Origin of the sequence: Pseudomonas sp. KSR10 (assembly GCF_022355455.1) — a bacterium.
Classification (GTDB): Bacteria; Pseudomonadota; Gammaproteobacteria; order Pseudomonadales; family Pseudomonadaceae; genus Stutzerimonas; species Stutzerimonas stutzeri_E.
On record NZ_JAKOEN010000019.1, the window covers coordinates 1488392 to 1509920 of the forward strand.

Annotated in this window: 17 protein-coding genes; 9 read left to right on the forward strand and 8 right to left on the reverse strand. The window is 59.5% G+C overall.

Annotated elements, in window-relative coordinates; translation table 11 throughout:
- Positions 1 to 449: 449 nt before the first annotated feature.
- The 3 genes from MCB86_RS15750 (at position 450) to MCB86_RS15760 (ending at position 6600) form a co-directional block, all read left to right on the forward strand.
- Positions 450 to 2231: a DUF1302 domain-containing protein gene (locus tag MCB86_RS15750; protein ID WP_239611441.1), complete on the forward strand. Its 1782-nt coding sequence runs from the start codon at positions 450 to 452 to the stop codon at positions 2229 to 2231.
- A gap of 107 nt (positions 2232 to 2338) precedes the next feature.
- On the forward strand, positions 2339 to 3700 hold the full coding sequence (locus tag MCB86_RS15755) for a DUF1329 domain-containing protein (RefSeq protein ID WP_045163343.1): 1362 nt from the start codon (positions 2339 to 2341) through the stop codon (positions 3698 to 3700).
- Between the two features lie 278 nt (positions 3701 to 3978).
- Positions 3979 to 6600, forward strand: coding sequence for a LuxR C-terminal-related transcriptional regulator (locus tag MCB86_RS15760; protein ID WP_239611442.1), 2622 nt, complete (start codon positions 3979 to 3981; stop codon positions 6598 to 6600).
- 153 nt (positions 6601 to 6753) lie between these two features.
- Here the strand turns inward: MCB86_RS15760 and MCB86_RS15765 are convergent, their stop codons facing one another.
- The 4 genes from MCB86_RS15765 to MCB86_RS15780 all read right to left on the reverse strand — a co-directional run bounded on the left by MCB86_RS15765 (position 6754) and on the right by MCB86_RS15780 (position 8572).
- Positions 6754 to 7023, reverse strand: coding sequence for a DUF3509 domain-containing protein (locus tag MCB86_RS15765; protein ID WP_045163341.1), 270 nt, complete (start codon positions 7021 to 7023; stop codon positions 6754 to 6756).
- A 133-nt stretch (positions 7024 to 7156) separates the two neighbouring features.
- Complete coding sequence (locus MCB86_RS15770) at positions 7157 to 7420, reverse strand: YebG family protein (protein ID WP_045163340.1); 264 nt, start codon at positions 7418 to 7420, stop codon at positions 7157 to 7159.
- Positions 7421 to 7515: 95 nt separating this feature from the next.
- On the reverse strand, positions 7516 to 7980 hold the full coding sequence (locus MCB86_RS15775; RefSeq protein ID WP_239611443.1) for a multidrug transporter: 465 nt from the start codon (positions 7978 to 7980) through the stop codon (positions 7516 to 7518).
- Positions 7981 to 8110: 130 nt separating this feature from the next.
- Positions 8111 to 8572: a DciA family protein gene (locus MCB86_RS15780; protein ID WP_045163338.1), complete on the reverse strand. Its 462-nt coding sequence runs from the start codon at positions 8570 to 8572 to the stop codon at positions 8111 to 8113.
- 323 nt (positions 8573 to 8895) lie between these two features.
- Here MCB86_RS15780 and secA point away from each other — a divergent pair, with 323 nt between their 5' ends.
- The 5 genes from secA (at position 8896) to ahpF (ending at position 16420) form a co-directional block, all read left to right on the forward strand.
- Positions 8896 to 11631 carry a preprotein translocase subunit SecA gene (gene secA / locus MCB86_RS15785; RefSeq protein ID WP_239611444.1) on the forward strand — a complete coding sequence of 912 codons (2736 nt, stop codon included), beginning with the start codon at positions 8896 to 8898 and terminating at the stop codon, positions 11629 to 11631.
- Positions 11632 to 11741: 110 nt separating this feature from the next.
- Positions 11742 to 12959, forward strand: coding sequence for a bifunctional glutamate N-acetyltransferase/amino-acid acetyltransferase ArgJ (argJ, locus tag MCB86_RS15790; protein WP_239611445.1), 1218 nt, complete (start codon positions 11742 to 11744; stop codon positions 12957 to 12959).
- A 93-nt stretch (positions 12960 to 13052) separates the two neighbouring features.
- Complete coding sequence (locus tag MCB86_RS15795; RefSeq protein ID WP_239611446.1) at positions 13053 to 14003, forward strand: Nudix family hydrolase; 951 nt, start codon at positions 13053 to 13055, stop codon at positions 14001 to 14003.
- Between the two features lie 152 nt (positions 14004 to 14155).
- Positions 14156 to 14719, forward strand: coding sequence for an alkyl hydroperoxide reductase subunit C (ahpC, locus tag MCB86_RS15800; RefSeq protein WP_021208079.1), 564 nt, complete (start codon positions 14156 to 14158; stop codon positions 14717 to 14719).
- Positions 14720 to 14854: 135 nt separating this feature from the next.
- On the forward strand, positions 14855 to 16420 hold the full coding sequence (gene ahpF / locus MCB86_RS15805) for an alkyl hydroperoxide reductase subunit F (RefSeq protein WP_045163334.1): 1566 nt from the start codon (positions 14855 to 14857) through the stop codon (positions 16418 to 16420).
- 69 nt (positions 16421 to 16489) lie between these two features.
- Here ahpF and MCB86_RS15810 read toward each other — a convergent pair whose 3' ends face one another.
- From MCB86_RS15810 to glyQ, 4 genes are read right to left on the reverse strand one after another with little or no spacing between them, the layout of a single operon-like run.
- On the reverse strand, positions 16490 to 17227 hold the full coding sequence (locus MCB86_RS15810) for a lysophospholipid acyltransferase family protein (RefSeq protein WP_045159958.1): 738 nt from the start codon (positions 17225 to 17227) through the stop codon (positions 16490 to 16492).
- Positions 17224 to 17766, reverse strand: coding sequence for a D-glycero-beta-D-manno-heptose 1,7-bisphosphate 7-phosphatase (gene gmhB, locus MCB86_RS15815; RefSeq protein WP_239611447.1), 543 nt, complete (start codon positions 17764 to 17766; stop codon positions 17224 to 17226). Before gmhB ends, MCB86_RS15810 begins: the two co-directional genes overlap by 4 nt.
- Before the next feature lie 4 nt (positions 17767 to 17770).
- Complete coding sequence (gene glyS / locus MCB86_RS15820) at positions 17771 to 19825, reverse strand: glycine--tRNA ligase subunit beta (protein WP_045159961.1); 2055 nt, start codon at positions 19823 to 19825, stop codon at positions 17771 to 17773.
- On the reverse strand, positions 19822 to 20769 hold the full coding sequence (gene glyQ, locus MCB86_RS15825) for a glycine--tRNA ligase subunit alpha (RefSeq protein WP_045159962.1): 948 nt from the start codon (positions 20767 to 20769) through the stop codon (positions 19822 to 19824). Before glyQ ends, glyS begins: the two co-directional genes overlap by 4 nt.
- Before the next feature lie 137 nt (positions 20770 to 20906).
- Here glyQ and MCB86_RS15830 point away from each other — a divergent pair, with 137 nt between their 5' ends.
- A complete protein-coding gene (locus MCB86_RS15830) occupies positions 20907 to 21473 on the forward strand; it encodes a DNA-3-methyladenine glycosylase I (RefSeq protein ID WP_239611448.1) in 567 nt (188 codons plus the stop codon).
- Positions 21474 to 21529 lie beyond the last annotated feature (56 nt).

A 21529-nucleotide genomic window follows, 5' to 3' on the forward strand; every position in this document is an offset into this window, starting at 1 on the left:
TTGTCGTGCTGTTGTTTGCAGGTCTCACCTGATGCCCGGCTTCAGCCTGCTCCTCTCTACTGTTTCGTTTCGCCTCAACGCTGCGCTTCGGTAACGCTCCGTTGCATCGGCAAGTTTTACCTGTCGTCGCGGCCGGAGACGGCTGGAAACCATGCGCGACGCGTTGGCTCGGTAAGTCAGCGGCCGATTCGGCACGGTTCCGCCGGTTTTATCGTAATTGGCGTCGCAGCTGCTCTATTTCGAGGGTTGCGCCAATTCCGCTTGCGGCTAAGCTCTCGGATAGCTTCGCTGCGAGTGGCGTTTCCAATAGCGCAAGGCACCGTTGCAAGCCAATAGCAGGAAGGCTATTCATACTTAAGGATTACAAAACAAATCAAACCTTAGTGCGCTTAACCCTATGCGGCCGTGTGGTTAGGGTGAGCGTACTTCGAACCAACCAGGAGCGCCTCATGACAAAAACAACAAGGCAAGGAATCTTCCAGCCCAAAACTCTGGCCCTCGCGGTCGCGTTGGGCATCGCCTCACCGGCTTATGCTGTCAATTTCAATATTGGGGAAATCGAAGGCCAGTTCGACTCGTCCATGTCGATCGGTGCCAGCTGGTCGATGGCTGACCGGGATATGGATTTCGTAGGTAATGCCAACGGAGGCACCGGCTATACCCAGACTGGGGATGATGGCCGTTTGAATTTCAAGAAAGGTGAAACGTTCTCGAAGATCTTCAAGGGTATCCATGACCTGGAGCTGCGCTACGGCGATAGCGGCGCTTTTATTCGTGGCAAATATTGGTATGACTTCGAACTGAAGGACGAAAGCCGCCTGTTCAAGGACATCAGTGACAGCAACCGTAAGGAAGCTGCTCAGTCTTCCGGCGCTCAGATTCTCGATGCTTTCCTCTATCACAACTATTATATAGGCGATCTGCCTGGCACGGTTCGAGTGGGCAAGCAGGTCGTCAGCTGGGGTGAGAGCACCTTTATCGGTAACTCAATTAACTCGATCAACCCGCTCGATGCGGCGGCGTTTCGTCGGCCAGGCGCTGAGATCAAGGAAGGATTGATCCCGGTGAATATGCTCTATGTATCCCAGAGCCTAAGCGATCGCCTCAGCATGGAGGCTTTCTATCAACTGGAGTGGGACCAAACGATCGCAGATAACTGCGGTACCTTCTTCGCCAGCGCAGACGTTGTCGCTGATGGATGCGATAACAATTACAACATTCTTGATGCGGCGACGGTTAATAGCCTTTTGGCTTTGCCAGCGGCAACTCGAGCCGCTCTTGGTATCGACGTCGAGTCTGAAGGGTTGTTGGTTAATCGTGGCGGAGATCGCGACGCGCGCGATTCAGGTCAGTACGGCATCGCAATGCGATGGCTGGGCGATTCTACTGAATACGGCGTCTATGCAATGAATTACCACAGTCGCACGCCTAACTTGAGCATGAGGAACGCTAACCAGGCTGCGATTGGCGCAGCATTGGGCACTCCTGCTTTAGCATTGCCGATCCTGCTTAGTAATGGGGAATACATCCTCGAGTACCCAGAGGATATCCGCCTCTATGGCGCGAGCTTCTCAACCACTCTCCCCACAGGCACGGCTTGGTCAGGGGAAATAAGCTATCGGCCAAATCTTCCGATTCAGTTGAACACAACGTATATGACGGGGCTATTGGCCAATAGCGTGGTTGGAGCCATTCCTGTTGGAGGTGTTCCGGCGGCCCTGGCGCAAGCCGGCGTTGAGAGTCGTGGATATAACCGAAAAGAAGTTACCCAGCTCCAGACCACCTTCACCCACTTCATAGACCAAGTACTAGGTGCTGGTCGGGTGACCCTGGTCGGTGAAGTTGGTTATACGCATGTTGGCGGCCTCGAAAGCAAAAGCGAGCTTCGCTATGGGCGTGATTCCATCTACGGCCTCGATACGCCGGAATATGGCAATGATGGTTTCGTAACTTCCGACTCCTGGGGCTATCGCCTCCGCGCCCTGGCTGATTACAGCAACGTGTTCGCGGGCGTGAACCTCACCCCGAACGTCTCCTTCTCCCACGACGTTCATGGCTATGGCCCGAACGGCTTGTTCAACGAGGGCTCCAAGGCTGTAAGCGTTGGCGTCGACGCCGTCTATCAGAACAGCTACACCGCCAGCTTGTCGTATACCGACTTCTTCGGGGGCGATTACAACACCCTGGTCGATCGTGACTTCCTCGCACTGAGCGTAGGCGTGAACTTCTAAGGAGGCCGCTTCAATTGTTGCCGCACGGAGCCTTTGATAGGCCTCCGTCGCGGCAAGCTTCGAGCAAGGCCCCCGGCCAAAACAAGATCAAGAGGAACTGGAATCGTATGAAAACAACAAGAAAACTATTCAGTGTCTTGGCTCTCTCGCTGCTCGCCAGCAGCGTGATGGCCGCCGTATCTCCAGAGGAAGCCGCAAAGCTCGGCACGTCATTGACCCCGCTCGGTGCTGAGAAAGCGGGCAATGCCGACGGAACCATTCCGGAGTGGACCGGTGGTCTGGCTACCGATGCCGCACCGCTGGACAACGGCCATCTGACCAATCCCTTCAAGAGCGAAAAGCCTGAGTTCGTCATCACCGCGCAGAACGCCGACCAGTACAAGGACAAGCTGACTGCCGGCCAGCAGGCCATGTTCAAGCGTTACCCAGAAACCTACAAGATGCGCGTATTCCCGACCCATCGCAGCGCTGCCGTGCCGGATCGGATCTACGAGGCCGCGAAGAAAAGCGCATTGAATACCGAACTGGTCGGTGGCGGTAACGGCGTCGACAATTTCGCCGACAGTCGCTATTACGCGTTCCCGATTCCGAAAAATGGTCTAGAGGTCGTCTGGAACCACATCACCCGTTATCGTGGCGGAAACGTACGCCGCAATATCGTGCAGGCTACTCCGCAAACCAATGGCAGCTACACCCTGGTGCACTTCGAGGATGAAGTGGCGTTCCCGAGCGATATGACGGACCTGGATCCTGAACGCGCCAAGAACGCGTTGCTGTTCTTCAAGCAGCGGGTAACCGCTCCATCGCGCCTCGCGGGTAACGTTCTGCTGGTGCATGATTCGCTGGATCAGGTGAAAGACCCACGCCAGGCCTGGATTTACAACGCCGGTCAGCGTCGTGTACGTCGTGCTCCGCAGGTCGCCTATGACGGTCCAGGTACCGCCGCCGACGGTATGCGGACTACCGATAACTTCGATATGTTCAGCGGTGCCCCGGACCGTTACGACTGGAAACTGGTCGGCAAGAAAGAGCTGTACATCCCGTACAACAGCTTCGACATCAACTCCAGTGACGTGAAATACAGCGACATCCTCAAGGCTGGTCACGTCAACCAGGACCTGGCCCGTTACGAGCTGCACCGTGTATGGGAAATCGAAGCCAACCTCAAGGATGGTGAGCGTAACATTTACGCCAAGCGCCGTTTCTTCGTGGACGAGGACACCTGGCAGATCGCGGAGTCCGAGCTTTACGATGGTCGCGGGCAGCTTTGGCGCGTTGGCGAGGCGCACCTGTTGCAGTACTACCAGCACAAGGTTCCGGCCTACGCCTTCGAAGCGCTCTACGACGTAATCTCCGGTCGCTATATTGCGATTGGCATGAGCAACGAAGAAAAAGCGCATGAGTTCGGCTACAAGGCGTCGGCTCGGGATTTCACTCCCGCCGCGCTGCGTAATGCCGGGGTGCGCTGATTACATAGCATCCAGTCGATGAATAAGGCGGCCAGTTGGCCGCCTTTTTTTTTCTCTCGAGGCGGAGGATGATACTTTTTAGCCATTAGCAGGGCCGGGAGTATCGGGGGGCGAGCAGCTGAGCGTTTACGCGAGTCGACAAAAGCGGCGTAATCGTGCAGGTTGTGACCGCATAAGCGCACCGATACGGTTCAAGTTAGGCGGGTCCCGGAGCAGGACCTGTTGGCCGCGCTCATCGCGTTCCTCAATGGACTGATACGAAAAAGAGAAACCTCGCTATGTCCGTACGCTTCAACCCTGGTGCACTCAGCACAGAAGCCGCCGCGCAGGTTCAAGTTGCGACCATTCCACGTCTTCCTCCTTTACACATCCCCAGGCCGAGGCTGACCGAGACGCTGCTCGACGCCCGTTGTCGTCTGCGTTTGATATGCGCGCCGGCTGGCTTCGGCAAAAGCGTACTGATGAACGAGTGCGCTCGGCTGGTGCCTGCTGATACCCATCTTGTCTGGCTCGATCTCGGCGGCCGCCCGTGTTCTGCCCAAGCGCTCTACGCTCAGCTCAGCCGTGTGTTGAATAGCTCGACTGTGGCGAGTGGGGACGTGCAGCAGGATCTCGTCGATCTGCTGGATAACTTTCAGCAGCCGCTATGGATCATGCTGGATGACTATCCACGAGAGGCAACTGTGCAGTTCGATGCCTGCCTCGACCTGCTTCTCGAAAGAGGCCCGGAGTCTGTCAGCTGGTGGGTAAGCAGCCGCCGGCAACCTGCATGGAAGTTGCCCAGGCTGTTGCTTCAAGGCGACCTGATCGAGGTAGAGGCCGAGGCGTTGGCTTTGACTGCCGGTGAGCTTAGGCAGCTACTAAAAGCACACCGACTCGATTTGGCGGAGGACACCTTCAAGCAGCTTTTGGCCGGCAGTGAGGGATGGCTGGCCGGCGTCAGCCTGGTGCTGCTCAATGCCAATGAACAGGCGGTGCGTGAACGGTTGGTAGCGGGTACGCCATTGCTGCGTGATTACGTCCAGCGAGAGGTGCTTGAAGGGCAAAGTGAGGATGTTCGCCGCGCGCTGTTCGCGCTGGCGCGCATGCCGCGTTTTTCCCCGCAGCTATGCGAGCACGTGCTCGACGGTATTGGAAACGACTTCCTCGATGTGCTGAAAACATTTCAGTTATTCATTCGCCAAATCGACAATTGTGGCGAATGGTTCCGTTTGTGGAAGCCATTAGCGCTGATGTTGCAGCGAATGCCCGAAGCGATATCGCCAACGCAAACCCATCTGCGCGCCTGCCAGTGGTTTGCCAACCGCGGCGAAATGCGCGAAGCGGTGGAGCATGCGTTATGGGCAGGGCAGCCGGAGGTCGCCGCCAACTTCCTGCAACGCTACGGGCAAGAACAATTGCTCATCGGCGATAACGTCTCGCATTTCATGAAGTGGCGTAGCGAGCTGCCACAGGATTTATTCAACAGCACGACTCGGTTGATCGTGCTGCACGGCTGGGCGCTGATCATTTCTGCCCGACTCGATGAGGTGGATGATTGCCTGGCGGATCTGGCGAAGTTCTTCCCCCAGCCTGACGCCCGACGCCAGGCGCAGCTGCTGGCTCAGTGGCAGGCCTTGCGCGGGTTTCTTGCAAGATTGCGTGGCGAGCCGGAGGCCAGAAACTATTGCCTCCAAGCGCTGGAAGTGCTGTCCGATCATGCATGGGCACAGCGAGTGCTGTGTTATCAGGCGTTGTCCCAGCAGGCCATGGCCGAGGGCCAGCTCGAATTGGCGCAGCAGTACAACAGCGAAGGCATGAAACTGGCGCGGCTCAAGGGCAGTGTGCTTTACGAGGCGATGCTGAACGTCGATCGAATCCAGCTGCTAGAGCTTACCGGTGAGTTCGAGCGGGCTGTTGGGGTTCTCGAAGAGTCGCTGATGGTATTGCGCGACAGTGTCAGGCATAGCCCGATCATCGGCCGGTTGAAACTGTTACAGGGTCATCTGCTGGCTTATCAGGGACTCGATGACCTGGCCCGCGAGGCGTATCAGCAGGGGCGAATCGAGACGGAGACCTGTGGCGATTCCTATGTGTTCTTCGGTTACGCCGGACTGGCGGAACTCGCTGCCCGTAATCAGGAATTCCCAACGGCTTATCACTGGTTGCGTGAAGCTGAGCGATTGACCCAATGGCGGCATGTGCCAGAGGCGCGTTTCCGCGGCATCTTACCTCTGATAACAGGGCTGACCTGGCTGCATCAGGGCCAGCTGAAAAAGGCCCGGTCCGTATTCATTCAGGTATTGGAGCTCTACGGGGGACACACGTATATCGCGCCTTCCGGGTTCTACGAGTTGCTGCCGAGGGTTCAGCGCTACCTGGCTGTAATCGATCTGCTCTCGGGACGCTTTTCGTTGGCGATCGATACGCTGCAGGAATTAATCGAACAGAATCTTCGTGTTCAGCGCCTGGGATTGGCCTGTGAGTGCCGATTCACGCTGGCAGAAGCACTGCAGTTGGACGGTCGGCATGACGAAGCTGAGCTGGAATTACGCAAGGCGCTTGGTGAGGCGGCAAGGCAGCATCTGATCAAGCCTCTGTATGAATTGCAGCATCGTCAGCCCCAGTGGCTTGCCAAAATACTGCCTGCCGGCAAGGGCGAAACTCTGCGTGATCGACTGCAGCAATTCGAGCGCGAGCCTGAAGAGGCAATCGCCCCGGGCGACGAGGTGATCCTGAGCAATCGCGAACTTACGGTGCTGCGGCTGATCGCTCAGGGTTGCTCGAACCAGGAAATCGCCGAGCAGCTCTTCATCTCGCTGCATACAGTCAAAACCCATGCACGGCGTATCAACACCAAGCTGGGCGTCGCCCGGCGTACGCAAGCAGTGGCTCGGGCCAAGGCACTGGCCTGGCTCTGAGCCGCTCTACTGGTCAGCCAAACGGATCGTCGCTGCGAGGCCGCGCAAGGTGCAGGACACACTGCACAGGCGGCGTGGAGGATAGATATTCTTGTTTTCGTCAGGAAGGGTCACGCTGGGTTGCAGCAGCCTGCAAGCAATCAGACTGATTAATTACTGAACGGCAGAATGCGAATGCTTGGTCAGTCGATAGGTGCTGGCTTGTTCGCCGCGCTCGATTGCGAGACTGAACTGCAGGCTGGTGATCAGCCGCTCCAGCTGTTGCTGGTCTCTCCATTGACTGGAGCTGATGAAGCGTTTGACCGCCACACCTGCTGCGTCGGTCAACGTCAGCAGAATGCTGCCATCAGGTTTTTCGATGCTGAAATTGACGTTGTACTCTGGCTGGAATACATCGCTGATTTTCTTGAAAGGACTGTCCATTGCCGGTTACCTGATTGGATGACTGCACCCAGTGGACCGAGTATGGATTAACTAGTTTCGCCCGCTGGGCATGTTCCCTGCGGCAAAACGAAGCAGGACCCAGTCGGGCTTTCACAGAACGGTAGCCGCCTCATCAAGGCGCGTCGCCCGACGCCGGTAGCTCTGCCAAGGCTTCGGGGTTGTTTTTGAATGCCTTGGCAAACAGATCCCGATGCCTGGCCATGAATATGCCAATGTCATCGGCTTGCTGTTCGCTTAGCGACGGTGATGCCTTATGCAGCGCTGCCGCCAAGGCTTCGGCCAATTCCAGCATCTTGTCGTGACGATCGGCTTCGGCTTTATCCATGAACAAACGCTCCAGGTCCCGGCTGCTGCGGTACACCACTTCGACGGCCATCTACCACCTCGGCTCAATTGAATGAATACTGGTTGTTTGTACAGCATAAGCTGCCTGGCGCAGAATGGAAAGCAACCGCATGTCAGATGGCCATCTCAGTCGGCAAAGCTGCCTTGTAGCCGCTCGGCTTGAAACTCAAGTGCACTGCTGCGGTAACCCGCACGTAGCGGGGGGACGGGAGCGCAGGATTCCCAGCGCTGATTGGGCTGCAGGTCACCTGGACCACGGTACCGCGGCGCATCGTAGTCCGAAGTCACCAGGTTCAGACTGGAGCCAGGCGAATAGGCGGCGACTTCCCAGCGCAGGCTTTGCAGCGGGCTCGAGCTGTGATTGTCGAGGGTGACACGCAACGGCTGCCCGGGCGGACAAGCGGCGGGATCGTATGTCAGTCGCAATTCGAGCTGAGCGAGCAGGTGCTCTTCACGTCGTTCTTGCCAGAGCACCCACGCGGCAACCAAACCCAGGCCGAGCAATGCGCCCAGAGAAATCGGAACCGCTCGAAGGGGATAGCGAATCAGCAATATCACCCAGGTGGCGATCAAGAGGGCGCCGATCAGCATGGTGAGTGGCCGTGCGAATGGGTAGGCATCGATACCTCTATCTTGGTGGGCTGCAAAAGATCCTAACGTTGGTTCAGGCGAATGGTGACTTCCGACCATCCACGCCGCTGCCGCACCCGCTCTTGGCTGGTCACTCTTCCGCGACCGGGCGGGCGTGGCTAGCGAGCCGCTCGAGCGCGGCTTTGAGTTTAGGGTCCGTGATGCCGCGAGCGGTTTCCTGGATGTTGTCCGCTGCGCGGGCCGACAGCTCAGGCGCTGGGCCGGGCTTGTGCCGGGGCGTCTCAGGAGGCTGGACCTTGAACAGAATTCGGCTCAGGGCTCTGAATTCTTCCATGCCTTGCAATTGCCGCTGTAAACGTCGTTGCTGATAGCGCAGACGTGTCGCCCAATGGCCATCCGTGACGATTAGCAGCAGAGTGCCATCGCGCCATGAGGCCACGCGGCAATACTCGCGGGCCGCCGGCTGCAGTTGGCTTTCGACTAGCTGCTGCAGTTTATCGAGCCGTCGTGCCTCGCCGAACAGGGCTTTCAGCGGTTTTGCCTCGCGCAACAGCGAAGCGGGTGCTTTGGCTGGCAGGGGGCGCAACGACATGGCAGTAACCCTGGGCTGAAAAAGGAACGGTCATGTTAGCAGAAGCCAGGAGTGGCCCTGATCTGGCGATTCTCCCGCTATACCTGGTAGGCAACCGAGCGGAAGCTGGGAATTTATGATTATGTCGATCGATACTGGCAGATGGCCCGTGTCGGTCTCGCGTGTGACCGTCGGGTCGGCAGGTTTTTGACGCCGCTGGCTGTCATAGCTGCGTAGCAGGCACCTTTCCTCCATGGCTTTTCCGAGTAGAATGCCCCCTTTGCACGCAGCCGTAGTGGCCCTGCGGCCGTGCCTCCATCCCCAGCATGGAAGTCTTTGTCGATATGTTTGCGCCTTTAATGAAGAAGCTCTTTGGTAGCAAGAATGACCGCGAGGTCAAGCGCATGCTCAAGGCGGTACAGGCCGTCAATGCGCTCGAAGAGCAGATGCTGTCTCTCTCCGACGAGCAGTTGCGGAGCAAGACTGAAGAGTTCAAGGCCCGCCTCGGCCAAGGCGAGACCCTCGACCAGATTCTCCCCGAAGCCTTCGCTGTCTGCCGCGAGGCCGGCAAGCGTGTAATGGGTATGCGGCACTTCGACGTACAGCTGATCGGCGGTATGACGCTGCACGAGGGCAAGATCGCCGAGATGCGAACCGGCGAAGGCAAGACCCTGGTGGCGACCCTGGCGGTTTATCTCAACGCTCTCGCGGAAAAGGGCGTTCATGTGGTGACGGTGAACGACTATCTGGCGCGCCGAGACGCCAACTGGATGCGGCCGCTGTATGAATTCCTCGGTCTTACGGTGGGTATCGTCACGCCGTTCCAGCCGCCTGAAGAGAAGCGCGCCGCCTATGCCGCCGACATCACCTACGGAACCAACAACGAGTTCGGCTTCGATTACCTGCGCGACAACATGGCGTTCAGTCTCGGTGAGAAGAACCAGCGCGAGCTCAATTTCGCGGTGATCGATGAGGTGGATTCTATCCTTATCGACGAAGCCCGTACGCCGCTAATCATTTCCGGTCAGGCCGAAGACAGCTCCAAGCTCTATCAGCAGATCAATCAGCTGATTCCATTACTCAAGCAACATATCGAGGAAGAAGAGGGTGTCGTCACCCAGGAAGGGCATTTCACCATCGACGAGAAGACCCGTCAGGTCGAGCTGAACGAGGCCGGTCACCAGTTCGTCGAGGAAATGCTGACCAAGGCCGGGTTGCTGGCGGAGGGTGAAAGTCTTTACTCGGCGCACAACCTCGGCCTGTTGACCCACGTGTACTCCAGCCTGCGCGCGCACAAGCTGTTCCATCGCAACGTCGAGTACATCGTGCAGAACAACCAGGTTCTGCTGATCGATGAACATACCGGTCGCACCATGCCGGGTCGACGCCTTTCCGAGGGCTTGCACCAGGCCATCGAAGCAAAGGAAGGCCTGCCGATCCAGCCGGAAAGCCAGACCCTGGCGTCGACTACCTTCCAAAACTACTTCCGTCTGTACAAGAAGCTTTCCGGTATGACCGGCACCGCCGATACCGAAGCGTTCGAGTTCATGCAGATATACAACCTGCCGGTCATGGTCATTCCGACCAACAAGCCGCTGGCGCGCAAGGATTACAACGACCTGGTCTATCTGACCCAGGAAGAAAAGTTCGCCGCGATCATCGCCGACATCAAGGACTGCCAGAACAACGGTCGTCCGGTGCTGGTCGGCACTGCAACGATCGAAAGTTCGGAGTATGTGTCGCAGCTGCTGCAGAAAGAAGGCATCGAGCACAAGGTGCTCAACGCCAAACACCACGACAAGGAAGCCGAAATCATTGCCCAGGCCGGGCGCCCCGGTGCGGTAACCATTGCCACCAACATGGCCGGCCGCGGTACCGATATTCTTCTTGGCGGGAACTGGGAAGTCGAAGTCGCGGCGCTCGAAAACCCATCCGACGAGCAAGTCGCGCAGATCAAGGCCGATTGGCAGAAACGCCACCAGGCGGTGCTCGAGGCTGGCGGCCTGCATGTGATCGCGTCTGAACGTCACGAATCGCGTCGGATCGATAACCAGTTGCGTGGCCGCGCCGGTCGTCAGGGCGACGCCGGTTCGAGCCGTTTTTACCTGTCGCTGGAAGACAGTCTGATGCGCATCTTCGCCTCGGACCGGGTGAAGAATTTCATGAAGGCGCTGGGCATGGAGTCCGGCGAGGCCATCGAGCATCGGATGGTCACCAATGCCATCGAAAAGGCGCAGCGCAAGGTCGAAGGGCGCAACTTCGACATGCGTAAACAGCTGCTCGAGTACGACGATGTCGCCAACGAGCAGCGCAAAGTCATTTATCACATGCGTAACAGCCTGCTGGCGGCCGATGAAATTGGCGAGACGATCAGCGAGTTCCGCCGCGAGGCGCTGGATTATGCGATCAACCAGCACATTCCGCCGCAGTCGCTGCCGGAACAGTGGGACATCGCCGGTCTGGAAGCGGTGCTGTACAGCGATTTCGGCACGCGCCTGCCAGTCCAGCAGTGGCTCGACGAAGACGAGAAACTGTACGAGGAGACCCTGCGAGAGCGCATCCTCGAGGCATTGATCGCCGCCTACAACGAGAAGGAAGAATTGGCTGGCGCCGAGGCGCTGCGCACCTTCGAGAAACAAATCGTACTGCGCGTGCTGGACGATTTGTGGAAAGACCATTTGTCGACGATGGACCATCTGCGTCACGGCATCCATCTTCGCGGTTATGCGCAAAAGAATCCCAAGCAGGAATACAAGCGTGAGTCCTTCGCGCTGTTTCAGGACCTGCTCGAATCGATCAAGCGTGACAGCATCCGCGTTCTTTCCCATGTTCAGGTCCGCCGCGAAGATCCGGTCGAAGAAGAGCAGCGTCTGCGCCGCGAAGCCGAGGAACTGGCGCGACGTATGCAGTTCCAACATGCCGAAGTGTCGGCGCTGGAACAGCCCGAGGAGCCCGAAGCCGAGGGCGGCGTGGCCACAGCCGCAGCACCTGTGCGCACCGAGCAGAAGATCGGGCGCAACGAGCCTTGCCCCTGTGGCTCCGGCAAGAAATACAAACACTGCCACGGACAGGTTCAATAAGCGGATCCGTTCGGTATGACCCACGCCGCGACCGGCCTAGCCGCTCGCGGCGTTTTTCTCCCCGTTTTCCGGTGGCCGATGGCCATCAATCGTCCATAAGGAGTGCATCAATGGCTGTTGGTCTTGGTCCCTTACCGATCCTGCATCCGGTCCCCGGTTTCGAGCTCGGCATCGCTTCGGCCGGCATCAAGCGGCCTGGACGCAAGGATGTCGTGGTGATGCGCTGTGCCGAAGGATCGACAGTGGCCGGCGTGTTCACTCTGAATGCCTTCTGTGCGGCGCCCGTGATTCTGGCCAAACAGCGTGCGCAGGGGACGGTTCGTTATTTGCTGACCAACACCGGCAATGCTAACGCCGGCACTGGTGAACCAGGCATGCAGGCGGCGATTCGCAGTTGTGCCAGCCTCGCCAGCCTGACGGGCGTCGACGCGCAGGCCGTTCTGCCGTTTTCCACTGGTGTGATCGGGGAGCCACTGCCGGTGGAGAAGATCGAGGCGGCGCTGCCTGCGGCTCTGGCTGATCTGGACGAAAACCATTGGGCCGAAGCGGCGACCGGTATCATGACGACCGATACCCTGCCAAAGGGCGCCAGCCGGCAATTCGAGCACCAAGGCGTTACCGTCACCGTGACCGGTATTTCGAAGGGTGCCGGTATGATCCGCCCGAACATGGCAACCATGCTTGGCTATATCGCCACCGATGCCAAGGTCAGCCAGGCGGTGCTGCAGGATCTGGTGCGTGACGCGGCGAACAAATCTTTCAACCGTATCACCATCGATGGTGATACGTCGACTAACGACTGCTGCATGCTGATAGCGACCGGCCAGGCGGCGCTTCCGGAAGTCACCGAGGCCAGCGGCGAGCTGTTTGAAAAGCTCAAGCAAGCTGTCTTCGAGGTGAGCATGGAGGTGGCGCAATCCATCGTCCGTGACGGCGAAGGCGCAACCAAATTCGTCACGGTCATCGTCAACGGCGGCGAGAACCATCAGGAATGTCTCGATGTCGGCTATGCCGTCGCGCATTCGCCGCTGATCAAGACCGCACTGTTCGCCTCTGATCCCAACTGGGGCCGTATTCTCGCGGCGGTCGGTCGTGCTGGCGTGCCTGAGCTGGACGTGAGCAAGATCGACGTCTATCTGGGGGCCGTGTGTATCGCCAGCCAGGGCGGCCGATCGCCGAGCTATACGGAAGAGCAGGGCGCTGCGGTGATGGCGGAGGAAGAGATCGAAATCCGCATCGAGCTGGGCCGTGGTACATGCAGCGAGACCATCTGGACCACCGACCTGTCCCACGAGTACGTGCGAATCAATGCCGAATACCGGACCTGAGGCGCAGGGGCAAGCCACAGGCTGCAGGCCAAAGGTGTGGTTCATACACAGGGTTCTGCCGGGGTTTGTAGTGTGTCGCTCGGGAGTAGAAGCATGAAACGACTCCACGTGGCTGCAGGGGTAATCCGCTGCAGTGACGGCCGGGTGCTGATCGCCCGACGTCCTCTCGACAAGCACCAAGGCGGGCTGTGGGAGTTTCCCGGAGGCAAGGTCGAGGAGGGCGAGACCGCCGAGGCTGCACTTGCTCGGGAGCTGGCGGAGGAGCTGGGTATCGGTGTGACGGCGGCGAGGCCGCTGATTCAGGTGCGCCACGACTATCCGGACAAACAGATTTTGCTGGATGTCTGGGAAGTGTCGGCATTCTCCGGCGAGCCCCACGGTGCCGAAGGCCAGCCGCTTGTCTGGGTCGTACCGGAGCAGCTGCTGGACTACGCCTTCCCGGCGGCGAACCGGCCGATCATCGCCGCTGCGCGCTTGCCGGATCGCTACCTGATCACACCTGACGGTGCCGCCCCACAACAACTGTTGGACGGCTTGGCGCGTGCGCTGGATGCCGGTGTCCGCCTGGTCCAGCTGCGCGCACCGTCATTGTCGGCAGCGCACTACCAGGCGCTGGCGGCCGACGCCTTGGCCTTGTGCGCCGGGCGGGCGAACCTCATGCTCAAGGGCCCGCTGGATTGGGCGGGCGGGTTTCCGGCCGCCGGCTGGCACCTGACGGCCGAGCAGTTGCGGCGGCATGCAGGGCAGGGCCGACCGATCCCGGCTGGGCGATGGCTGGCGGCGTCCTGTCACGATGCTGAAGAGCTGGCCATGGCAACGGAGTTGGGAGTAGATTTCGTCACGTTGTCACCGGTCCTGCCGACCCCGACGCACCCCGACGCATCTCCGCTGGGGTGGTCCCGGGTATCGGAACTGCTGCAGGGCTTCAACCAGCCTGCCTTCGTGCTCGGCGGAATGTCTCTGGCGCATCTGCCCGCGGCAAGCCAGGCGGGCGCGCAGGGCGTGGCGGCGATAAGGGCGCTATGGCCCGCTGAACCTGCATGATGATTGCCGGTCGATGGCACAGGGTTGCTCGTTACTTGAGCTTCGATAGAGAAAACTAATTTTCCCTATTCCCTTAATCAATTAACCGTATGTGGCCAGCTGCGTTATCGTAGCCCCCGTTAAATTTCTGAACCCCCTGAAGGAGTTAGCAGATGTCTCTGATCAACACCCAAGTCCAGCCGTTCAAGGTCAACGCTTTCCACAACGGCAAGTTCATTGAAGTCACCGAGGAATCCCTCAAGGGCAAGTGGTCGGTACTGATCTTCATGCCAGCCGCCTTCACCTTCAACTGCCCGACCGAGATCGAAGACGCAGCCAACAACTACGCCGAGTTCCAGAAGGCTGGTGCCGAGGTGTACATCGTCACCACCGACACCCACTTCTCGCACAAGGTCTGGCACGAAACCTCGCCAGCGGTCGGCAAGGCCCAGTTCCCGCTGATCGGCGACCCGACCCACCAGCTGACCAATGCTTTCGGCGTTCACATCGCCGAAGAAGGCCTGGCTCTGCGTGGCACCTTCATCATCAACCCGGAAGGCCAGATCAAGACGCTGGAAATCCACTCCAATGAAATCGCGCGTGACGTCGGTGAAACGCTGCGCAAGCTGAAAGCTGCCCAGTACACCGCTGCCCATCCGGGTGAAGTTTGCCCGGCGAAGTGGAAAGAAGGCGAGAAGACTCTGGCTCCGTCGCTGGATCTGGTCGGCAAGATCTAAATGGTCGGCGAGCGCTGCGCTTAGCCGCAGGCTCAGAGCCATTGCGGACCGATTATCGGTCCGAGACACCAAACGCCTGGGCGCGAACCGCCTGGGCGTTTTATTACCTGACATTCATAAAGGGGATCGCTGCTCATGTTGGACTCCAATCTCAAAACCCAGTTGAAGACCTATCTGGAAAAGGTCACCCAGCCGTTCGAGATCGTCGCGTCCCTCGGTGACGGCGAGAAGTCCCAGGAAATGCTCGAGCTGCTGGAAGAGATCACCAGCCTGAGCGACAAGATCACCCTGCGTACTGACGGCGATGACGTGCGTCGCCCCTCGTTCGCGCTCAACCGTATCGGCGGCAATATCAGCCTGCGCTTCGCTGGCATCCCGATGGGACATGAATTCACCTCCTTGGTCCTCGCCCTGCTGCAAGTCGGAGGTCATCCGTCCAAGACTGCGCCGGAGATCATCGAACAGATCAAGAACCTCGACGGCGAGTACCGTTTCGAAACCTACTTCTCGCTGTCCTGCCAGAACTGCCCGGACGTGGTCCAGGCGCTGAACCTGATGGCGGTGCTCAACCCCAACATCCACCATGTCGCCATTGATGGTGCACTGTTCCAGGAAGAGGTCACGGTGCGCCAGGTCATGTCCGTGCCGAGCATCTACCTCAACGGTGAGCTGTTCGGCCAGGGGCGCATGGGTGAGGAAGAAATCCTCGCCAAGCTCGACACCGGCGCTTCGGCGCGTGATGCCGAGAAGCTCAGCGCCAAGGAACCGTTTGACGTACTCGTCGTTGGTGGTGGACCAGCCGGTGCCGCAGCGGCCATCTATGCCGCGCGCAAGGGCATCCGTACCGGTGTCGCGGCCGAGCGTTTCGGTGGTCAGGTGCTCGATACCATGGCCATCGAGAACTTCATCTCGGTGAACGAGACCGAAGGCCCGAAACTGGCCCGTGCGCTGGAAAACCATGTGCGCGAATACGACGTCGACATCATGAACCTGCAGCGCGCAGCCCAGCTGATCCCGGCCTCGAACCAAGGCGGCCTGCATGAGATCAAACTGGAGAATGGCGGCTCGCTGAAGGCCAAGACCCTGATCCTGGCCACCGGTGCGCGGTGGCGCGAGATGAACGTGCCCGGTGAACAGGAATACCGTGGGCGCGGTGTCGCCTACTGTCCGCACTGCGACGGCCCGCTGTTCAAGGGCAAGCGCGTGGCGGTGATCGGTGGCGGCAACTCGGGTGTCGAAGCGGCCATCGACCTGGCCGGCATCGTCGCTCAGGTGACCCTGCTCGAGTTCGACAGCCAACTGCGCGCCGATGCCGTGCTGCAGAAGAAGCTCTACAGCCTGCCGAACGTCAGCGTGATCACCAGCGCGCTGACCAGCGAAGTCACCGGCGACGGCCAGAAGGTCAACGGGTTGATCTACAAGGACCGCAACTCCAGCGAGTTTCATGAGCTGGAGCTGGAAGGCATCTTCGTACAGATCGGCCTGTTGCCCAACTCCGACTGGCTGAAAGGCACCGTGGAGCTGACTTCACGTGGCGAGATCATCGTCGATGCGCGTGGCGAGACCTCCTTGCCGGGCATCTTTGCCGCCGGCGACGTCACCACCGTGCCGTACAAGCAGATCGTCATCGCCGTCGGCGAAGGCGCCAAGGCCTCGCTGAGTGCCTTCGACCACCTGATCCGCAGCTCCGTCGACGACTGAGCACAGCGCTAACGAAAAAGGGGAAGCAGACGTCCGTCTGCTTCCCCTTTTTTTGCTTCCCGTCCTGGCTCAGGCGCTGCTTTCAAGTTCCATGACCTGTTGGTTGACCCAGTCCTCGGCGCGCTGATTGAGCTGGGCGACCGCGCGCGGTCCTTCGCTTTCGGCCTGCATCGCCGGACCGATGACCACCCGAATGGTCCCAGGCCGCTTGCCCCAGCCCGACTTCGGCCAGAAGGTCCCGGCATTATGTGCGATCGGCAGCACTGGCAGCTTGGCGTTGACCGCCAACGCCGCTCCGCTGCGAGAGAACTTGGCCGCCTGGCCAACCGGAACGCGAGTACCCTCAGGGAATATCAGCACCCAGGCGCCCTGCTCCAGCCGCTCCTGGCCCTGCTTGGCGACCTGGCGCAACGCCGCCTTGGGGTTGTCGCGGTCGATGGCGATGGGTTTGAGCAGCATGATCGCCCAGCCGAAGAACGGCACATAGAGCAGTTCACGTTTGAGTACCTGGCTCAGCGGTTCGAAATACGCCGAGAGAAAGAAGGTTTCCCAGGTACTCTGGTGCTTGGAGAGGATCACGCAGGGCCTGTCTGGAATGTTTTCTTGACCGCTCACTTCGTAACGTAAGCCAATAACGGTCTTAGCCAACCAGACGGCGCTGCGACACCAAGTCTGCACCACGAATCGGTAGCGCGTACGGAACGACATGAACGGCGCGAAGACCAGGCTGACCAGACACCAGGCGAAGGCGGTGAACGCCAATAAGAAGTAGAACAGCGCGATGCGTACAGGCAGCAAAACGCTCATCGTTTGGTTCTCAGTAAATGATCGGCCACTGCCGCAAGATCATCGAACACCTGCGTTCCCGGTGGCAGTGATCCTTCCAACGTTTTGATGCCTTTACCGGTGCGCACGAGATAAGGCACGCCCCCGAGGCACATTCCTGCATGAAGGTCCCGATGGCTGTCACCAACGACCGGCACATCCTTGAGATCTTCCAAATGAAAATGCTCGGCGATTGTCTGGAATAACCCAGGTAACGGCTTACGACAATCGCAGCCGTCATCCGGGCCATGGGGGCAATGCACGATCAGGTCAATGTGTCCGCCCTGCTCCATTGCCAGCTGCTGCATTTTGAAATGCATGTCGCTGAGTGTGGAGGCGTCGAACATGCCGCGAGCCAGGCCGGACTGGTTGGTGGCGACCGCCACCGTCCAGCCGGCTTTGCATAATCGTGCTATGGCTTCCAGTGAACCCGGAATGGGGATCCATTCGTCCAGAGTTTTGACGTACGCATCGGAGTCTTCGTTAATGACGCCGTCGCGGTCGAGCACGATCAGTTTCACCGGCTTAGCCAAGTGTGGAAATATCGGCAACGCCAAGGAACAACCCCCTCAACCTGGCTAGCAAGGCATAGCGGTTGGCTCGCACCGAAGCGTCTTCGGCATTGACCAGTACCGCTTCGAAAAACGCATCCACCGGTCCGCGCAGGTGCGCCAGCCGTTCGAGCATTTCCCGATACTGACGCGCGGTGGCCAATGGCAGCACGGCCTGCTCGGCCTGCTGCAGCGCCGAGTACAGTGAAAACTCGGTGGCATTGTCAAAATAGCGAGGCTCGACGGTTTCCGGCAGTTTCGCTTCGAACTTGCTCAGCAAATTCGACACACGCTTGTTTGCCGCCGCCAGGGCTTCGGCTTCCGGTAGATTGCGGAACGCCTGTACCGCCTGCACTCGCTGATCGAAATCCAACGCCGATCCGGGCTGCACGGCGCGTACCGACAGGTACGAGGCGACATCGACGCCTTCGTCCTCGTAGCGTGCCCGCAGGCGATCGAAGACAAACTCCAAGACCTGATCGGACAGCCCAGCGGTCTTGACTTGATTGCCGAACTGGCCGATGGAAAAGCGCACCGCCTCCACCAGATCGAGATCAAGCTGTTTTTCGATCAGGATGCGCAAGATACCCAGGGCCGCGCGACGAAGCGCGTAAGGGTCCTTGCTGCCGGTGGGGAGCATGCCGATGCCGAAAATGCCGACCAGGGTGTCCAGCTTGTCGGCGACTGCCAGTACCGCGCCGGTATGGGTAGAAGGCAGCTCGGCACCCGCACCGCGCGGCATGTATTGCTCGTTCAACGCCAGGGCTACATCGTTGGGCTCGCCGCCATTGAGGGCATAGTAATAACCGGCGATGCCTTGCATTTCAGGAAACTCACCGACCATTTCGGTTGCGAGGTCACACTTGCTGAGCAGTCCGGCACGGGCCGCCCATTGCGCGTTGCCCTCCGTGCGCTCGGCGATAAAGGCGGCGAGCCTTGAAACCCGCACCGCCTTGTCGTACACCGTGCCCAGTTGCGCCTGGAAGATTACGTTCTTCAACCGTTCGTTGAAGCTGTCCAGCGGCTGCTTCTTGTCCTGTTTGAAGAAGAACTCCGCATCGGTCAGACGTGGACGGACGACCTTCTCGTTACCCGCGACGATCTGCGCCGGGTCTCTGGATTCGATGTTGGCCACGGTGATGAAACGCGGCAGCAACTTGCCATTGGCATCTAGCAGGCAGAAGTACTTCTGGTTGTCCTGCATGGTAGTGATCAGCGCTTCCTGCGGAACTTCAAGGAAGCGCTCCTCGAACGAGCACACCAGCGGCACCGGCCATTCGACCAGTGCGGTGACTTCGTCCAGCAGCGCCGGCGGCACGATGGCGCTGCCGTTCTGCTCGCCAGCCAGTTGCTCGACACGCTTGGCGATCAGCTCACGGCGTTCGGTGAAATCGGCGATTACCCGGGCGCCGCGCAGATCTTCCAGATAGCTTGTCGGCTTGGAAATGCGCACCGGGCCGGGGCTATGGAAACGATGGCCCCGGGATTCGCGACCGGCGCGTTGGGTGAGGATCGTGCAGTCTATGACCTGGTCACCCAACAGCATCACCAGCCACTGGGTCGGCCGGACGAACTCTTCCTTGCGTGCGGCCCAGCGCATGCGTTTGGGAATCGGCAGCTCGCTCAACGAGGTTTCGACGATACCGGGCAACAGCTCAGCAGTCGCCTGGCCGGGTATCGAGCGGCTGTATCTGAGTTTCGGACCGCTGCGATCGATCTCAGCGAGGTCGACGCCGCATTTACGGGCAAAACCCAACGCGGCCTGAGTGGGCTCGCCTTCGGCGTCGAAAGCGGCCTGCAACGGTGGCCCGTCGAGGTTGATGCTGCGATCCGGCTGCTCGCTTTCGAGCTGCTCGATCAGCACGGCGAGACGTCGTGGCGCAGCGAATGCCTGTACCCGCCCATGCGAGAGGCCGGCGTCTTTCAAGCCTTTTTCGATGCCTGAGCGGAAGGCGTCAGACAGCTTGCCCAAGGCCTTGGGTGGCAACTCTTCGGTGCCGAGCTCGACCAGGAAATCCAGTGCACTCATTCTGCAGCCTCCAGCTTGGCCAGTACTTCGTCACGCAGGTCGGGGGTGGCCATGGGGAAGCCGAGTTTGGCACGTGCCTGCAGGTAGCTCTGCGCTACTGCCCGCGCCAGCGCCCGTACGCGCAGGATGTACTGCTGACGCGCCGTCACCGAGATGGCGCGCCGCGCATCCAGCAGATTGAAGGTATGCGAGGCCTTCAACACCATTTCATAGGTGGGTAACGGTAGCTCCAGTTCGATCAGCCGGTTAGCCTCCGACTCGTAGAAATCGAAGAGCTCGAACAGCTTGTCTACGTTGGCGTGTTCGAAGTTATAGGTGGACTGCTCCACTTCGTTCTGGTGGAACACGTCGCCGTAAGTGACGGTACCGAACGGGCCGTCTGTCCAGATCAGGTCGTAGACCGAGTCGACGCCCTGCAGGTACATGGCCAGACGCTCCAGGCCATAGGTGATCTCGCCGGTGACCGGGTAGCACTCGATCCCGCCGACCTGCTGGAAGTAGGTGAACTGGGTGACTTCCATGCCGTTCAGCCAGACTTCCCAGCCGAGCCCCCACGCGCCCAATGTCGGCGATTCCCAGTTGTCCTCAACGAAGCGTACGTCGTGCACCAACGTATCTACGCCGATGTGGCGCAGGGATCCGAGGTACAGCTCCTGGATATTGTCGGGATTCGGTTTGAGCACTACCTGAAACTGGTAATAGTGCTGCAGGCGGTTGGGGTTTTCACCGTAACGGCCATCGGCCGGACGGCGCGAAGGCTGGACATAGGCTGCGTTCCAGGTCTCTGGACCCACGGCACGCAAGAACGTGGCGGTGTGGAATGTACCGGCGCCCACTTCCATGTCATAGGGTTGCAGAACGATGCAACCCTGCTCTGCCCAATAGCTTTGCAGGGCGAGGATCAGGTCTTGGAAGGTGCGCACGGCAGGCGTAGGCTGGGTCAAAATTTCACCTGTGCTGGCTTCGACAGAAAGCCTCGGAGTATACCCGATAACGGCTCCGGCCCGTTGTAGCGCGTGCCTTCCGGCAGGCGTTGGTGAACAACCCCCTCTGCTCGTCGCCCTTCGAAGGACTAGAAAAAATGCCGCGTTGCGCCTGGTGTAGCGATGATCCGCTGTATATCGAATATCACGACAGCGAGTGGGGTGTTCCGACCCGCGACCCACAGGTCCTGTTCGAATTTCTCATTCTTGAGGCCTTTCAGGCCGGGCTGTCATGGATCACGGTCCTGCGCAAGCGCGAGCGCTATCGCCAGGTCCTGTTCGGTTTCGACCCCCAGCGCCTGGCACAGATGACGGATGCTGAAATCGATGAGCGCATGCTCGACCCCGGCATCATTCGCAACCGACGAAAACTCGAAGCGGCACGGCGCAACGCCCAGCTGTGGCTCGAGCTGGAGGATCCGGTCGGCTGGTTGTGGTCGTTCGTCGGTGGGCGGCCGAAGGTCAACCATTTCGAGTCGATCAAGCAGGTACCGGCGGTGACAGCCGAAGCCGAGGCGATGAGTCGCGCATTGAAGAAGGCCGGCTTCAGCTTCGTGGGCCCGACGATCTGCTACGCCTACATGCAGGCCTGCGGCATGGTCATGGACCACACCACCAACTGTGATCGCTACGCGCTGCTGACCGATACGTCGACCCGTACGTAGCGGCCAGGCGGGCGGGCGAGTAGCGCAGCGCCCGAAGCAGTTACACTAGCGGCTTT

Coding starts and splice junctions, on each gene's coding strand:
- MCB86_RS15750 (WP_239611441.1), top strand. CDS start 450: ATGACAAAAACAACAAGGCAAGGAATCTTCCAGCCCAAAACTCTGGCC.
- MCB86_RS15755 (WP_045163343.1), top strand. CDS start 2,339: ATGAAAACAACAAGAAAACTATTCAGTGTCTTGGCTCTCTCGCTGCTC.
- MCB86_RS15760 (WP_239611442.1), top strand. CDS start 3,979: ATGTCCGTACGCTTCAACCCTGGTGCACTCAGCACAGAAGCCGCCGCG.
- MCB86_RS15765 (WP_045163341.1), bottom strand. CDS start 7,023: ATGGACAGTCCTTTCAAGAAAATCAGCGATGTATTCCAGCCAGAGTAC.
- MCB86_RS15770 (WP_045163340.1), bottom strand. CDS start 7,420: ATGGCCGTCGAAGTGGTGTACCGCAGCAGCCGGGACCTGGAGCGTTTG.
- MCB86_RS15775 (WP_239611443.1), bottom strand. CDS start 7,980: ATGCTGATCGGCGCCCTCTTGATCGCCACCTGGGTGATATTGCTGATT.
- MCB86_RS15780 (WP_045163338.1), bottom strand. CDS start 8,572: ATGTCGTTGCGCCCCCTGCCAGCCAAAGCACCCGCTTCGCTGTTGCGC.
- secA (WP_239611444.1), top strand. CDS start 8,896: ATGTTTGCGCCTTTAATGAAGAAGCTCTTTGGTAGCAAGAATGACCGC.
- argJ (WP_239611445.1), top strand. CDS start 11,742: ATGGCTGTTGGTCTTGGTCCCTTACCGATCCTGCATCCGGTCCCCGGT.
- MCB86_RS15795 (WP_239611446.1), top strand. CDS start 13,053: ATGAAACGACTCCACGTGGCTGCAGGGGTAATCCGCTGCAGTGACGGC.
- ahpC (WP_021208079.1), top strand. CDS start 14,156: ATGTCTCTGATCAACACCCAAGTCCAGCCGTTCAAGGTCAACGCTTTC.
- ahpF (WP_045163334.1), top strand. CDS start 14,855: ATGTTGGACTCCAATCTCAAAACCCAGTTGAAGACCTATCTGGAAAAG.
- MCB86_RS15810 (WP_045159958.1), bottom strand. CDS start 17,227: ATGAGCGTTTTGCTGCCTGTACGCATCGCGCTGTTCTACTTCTTATTG.
- glyS (WP_045159961.1), bottom strand. CDS start 19,825: ATGAGTGCACTGGATTTCCTGGTCGAGCTCGGCACCGAAGAGTTGCCA.
- MCB86_RS15830 (WP_239611448.1), top strand. CDS start 20,907: ATGCCGCGTTGCGCCTGGTGTAGCGATGATCCGCTGTATATCGAATAT.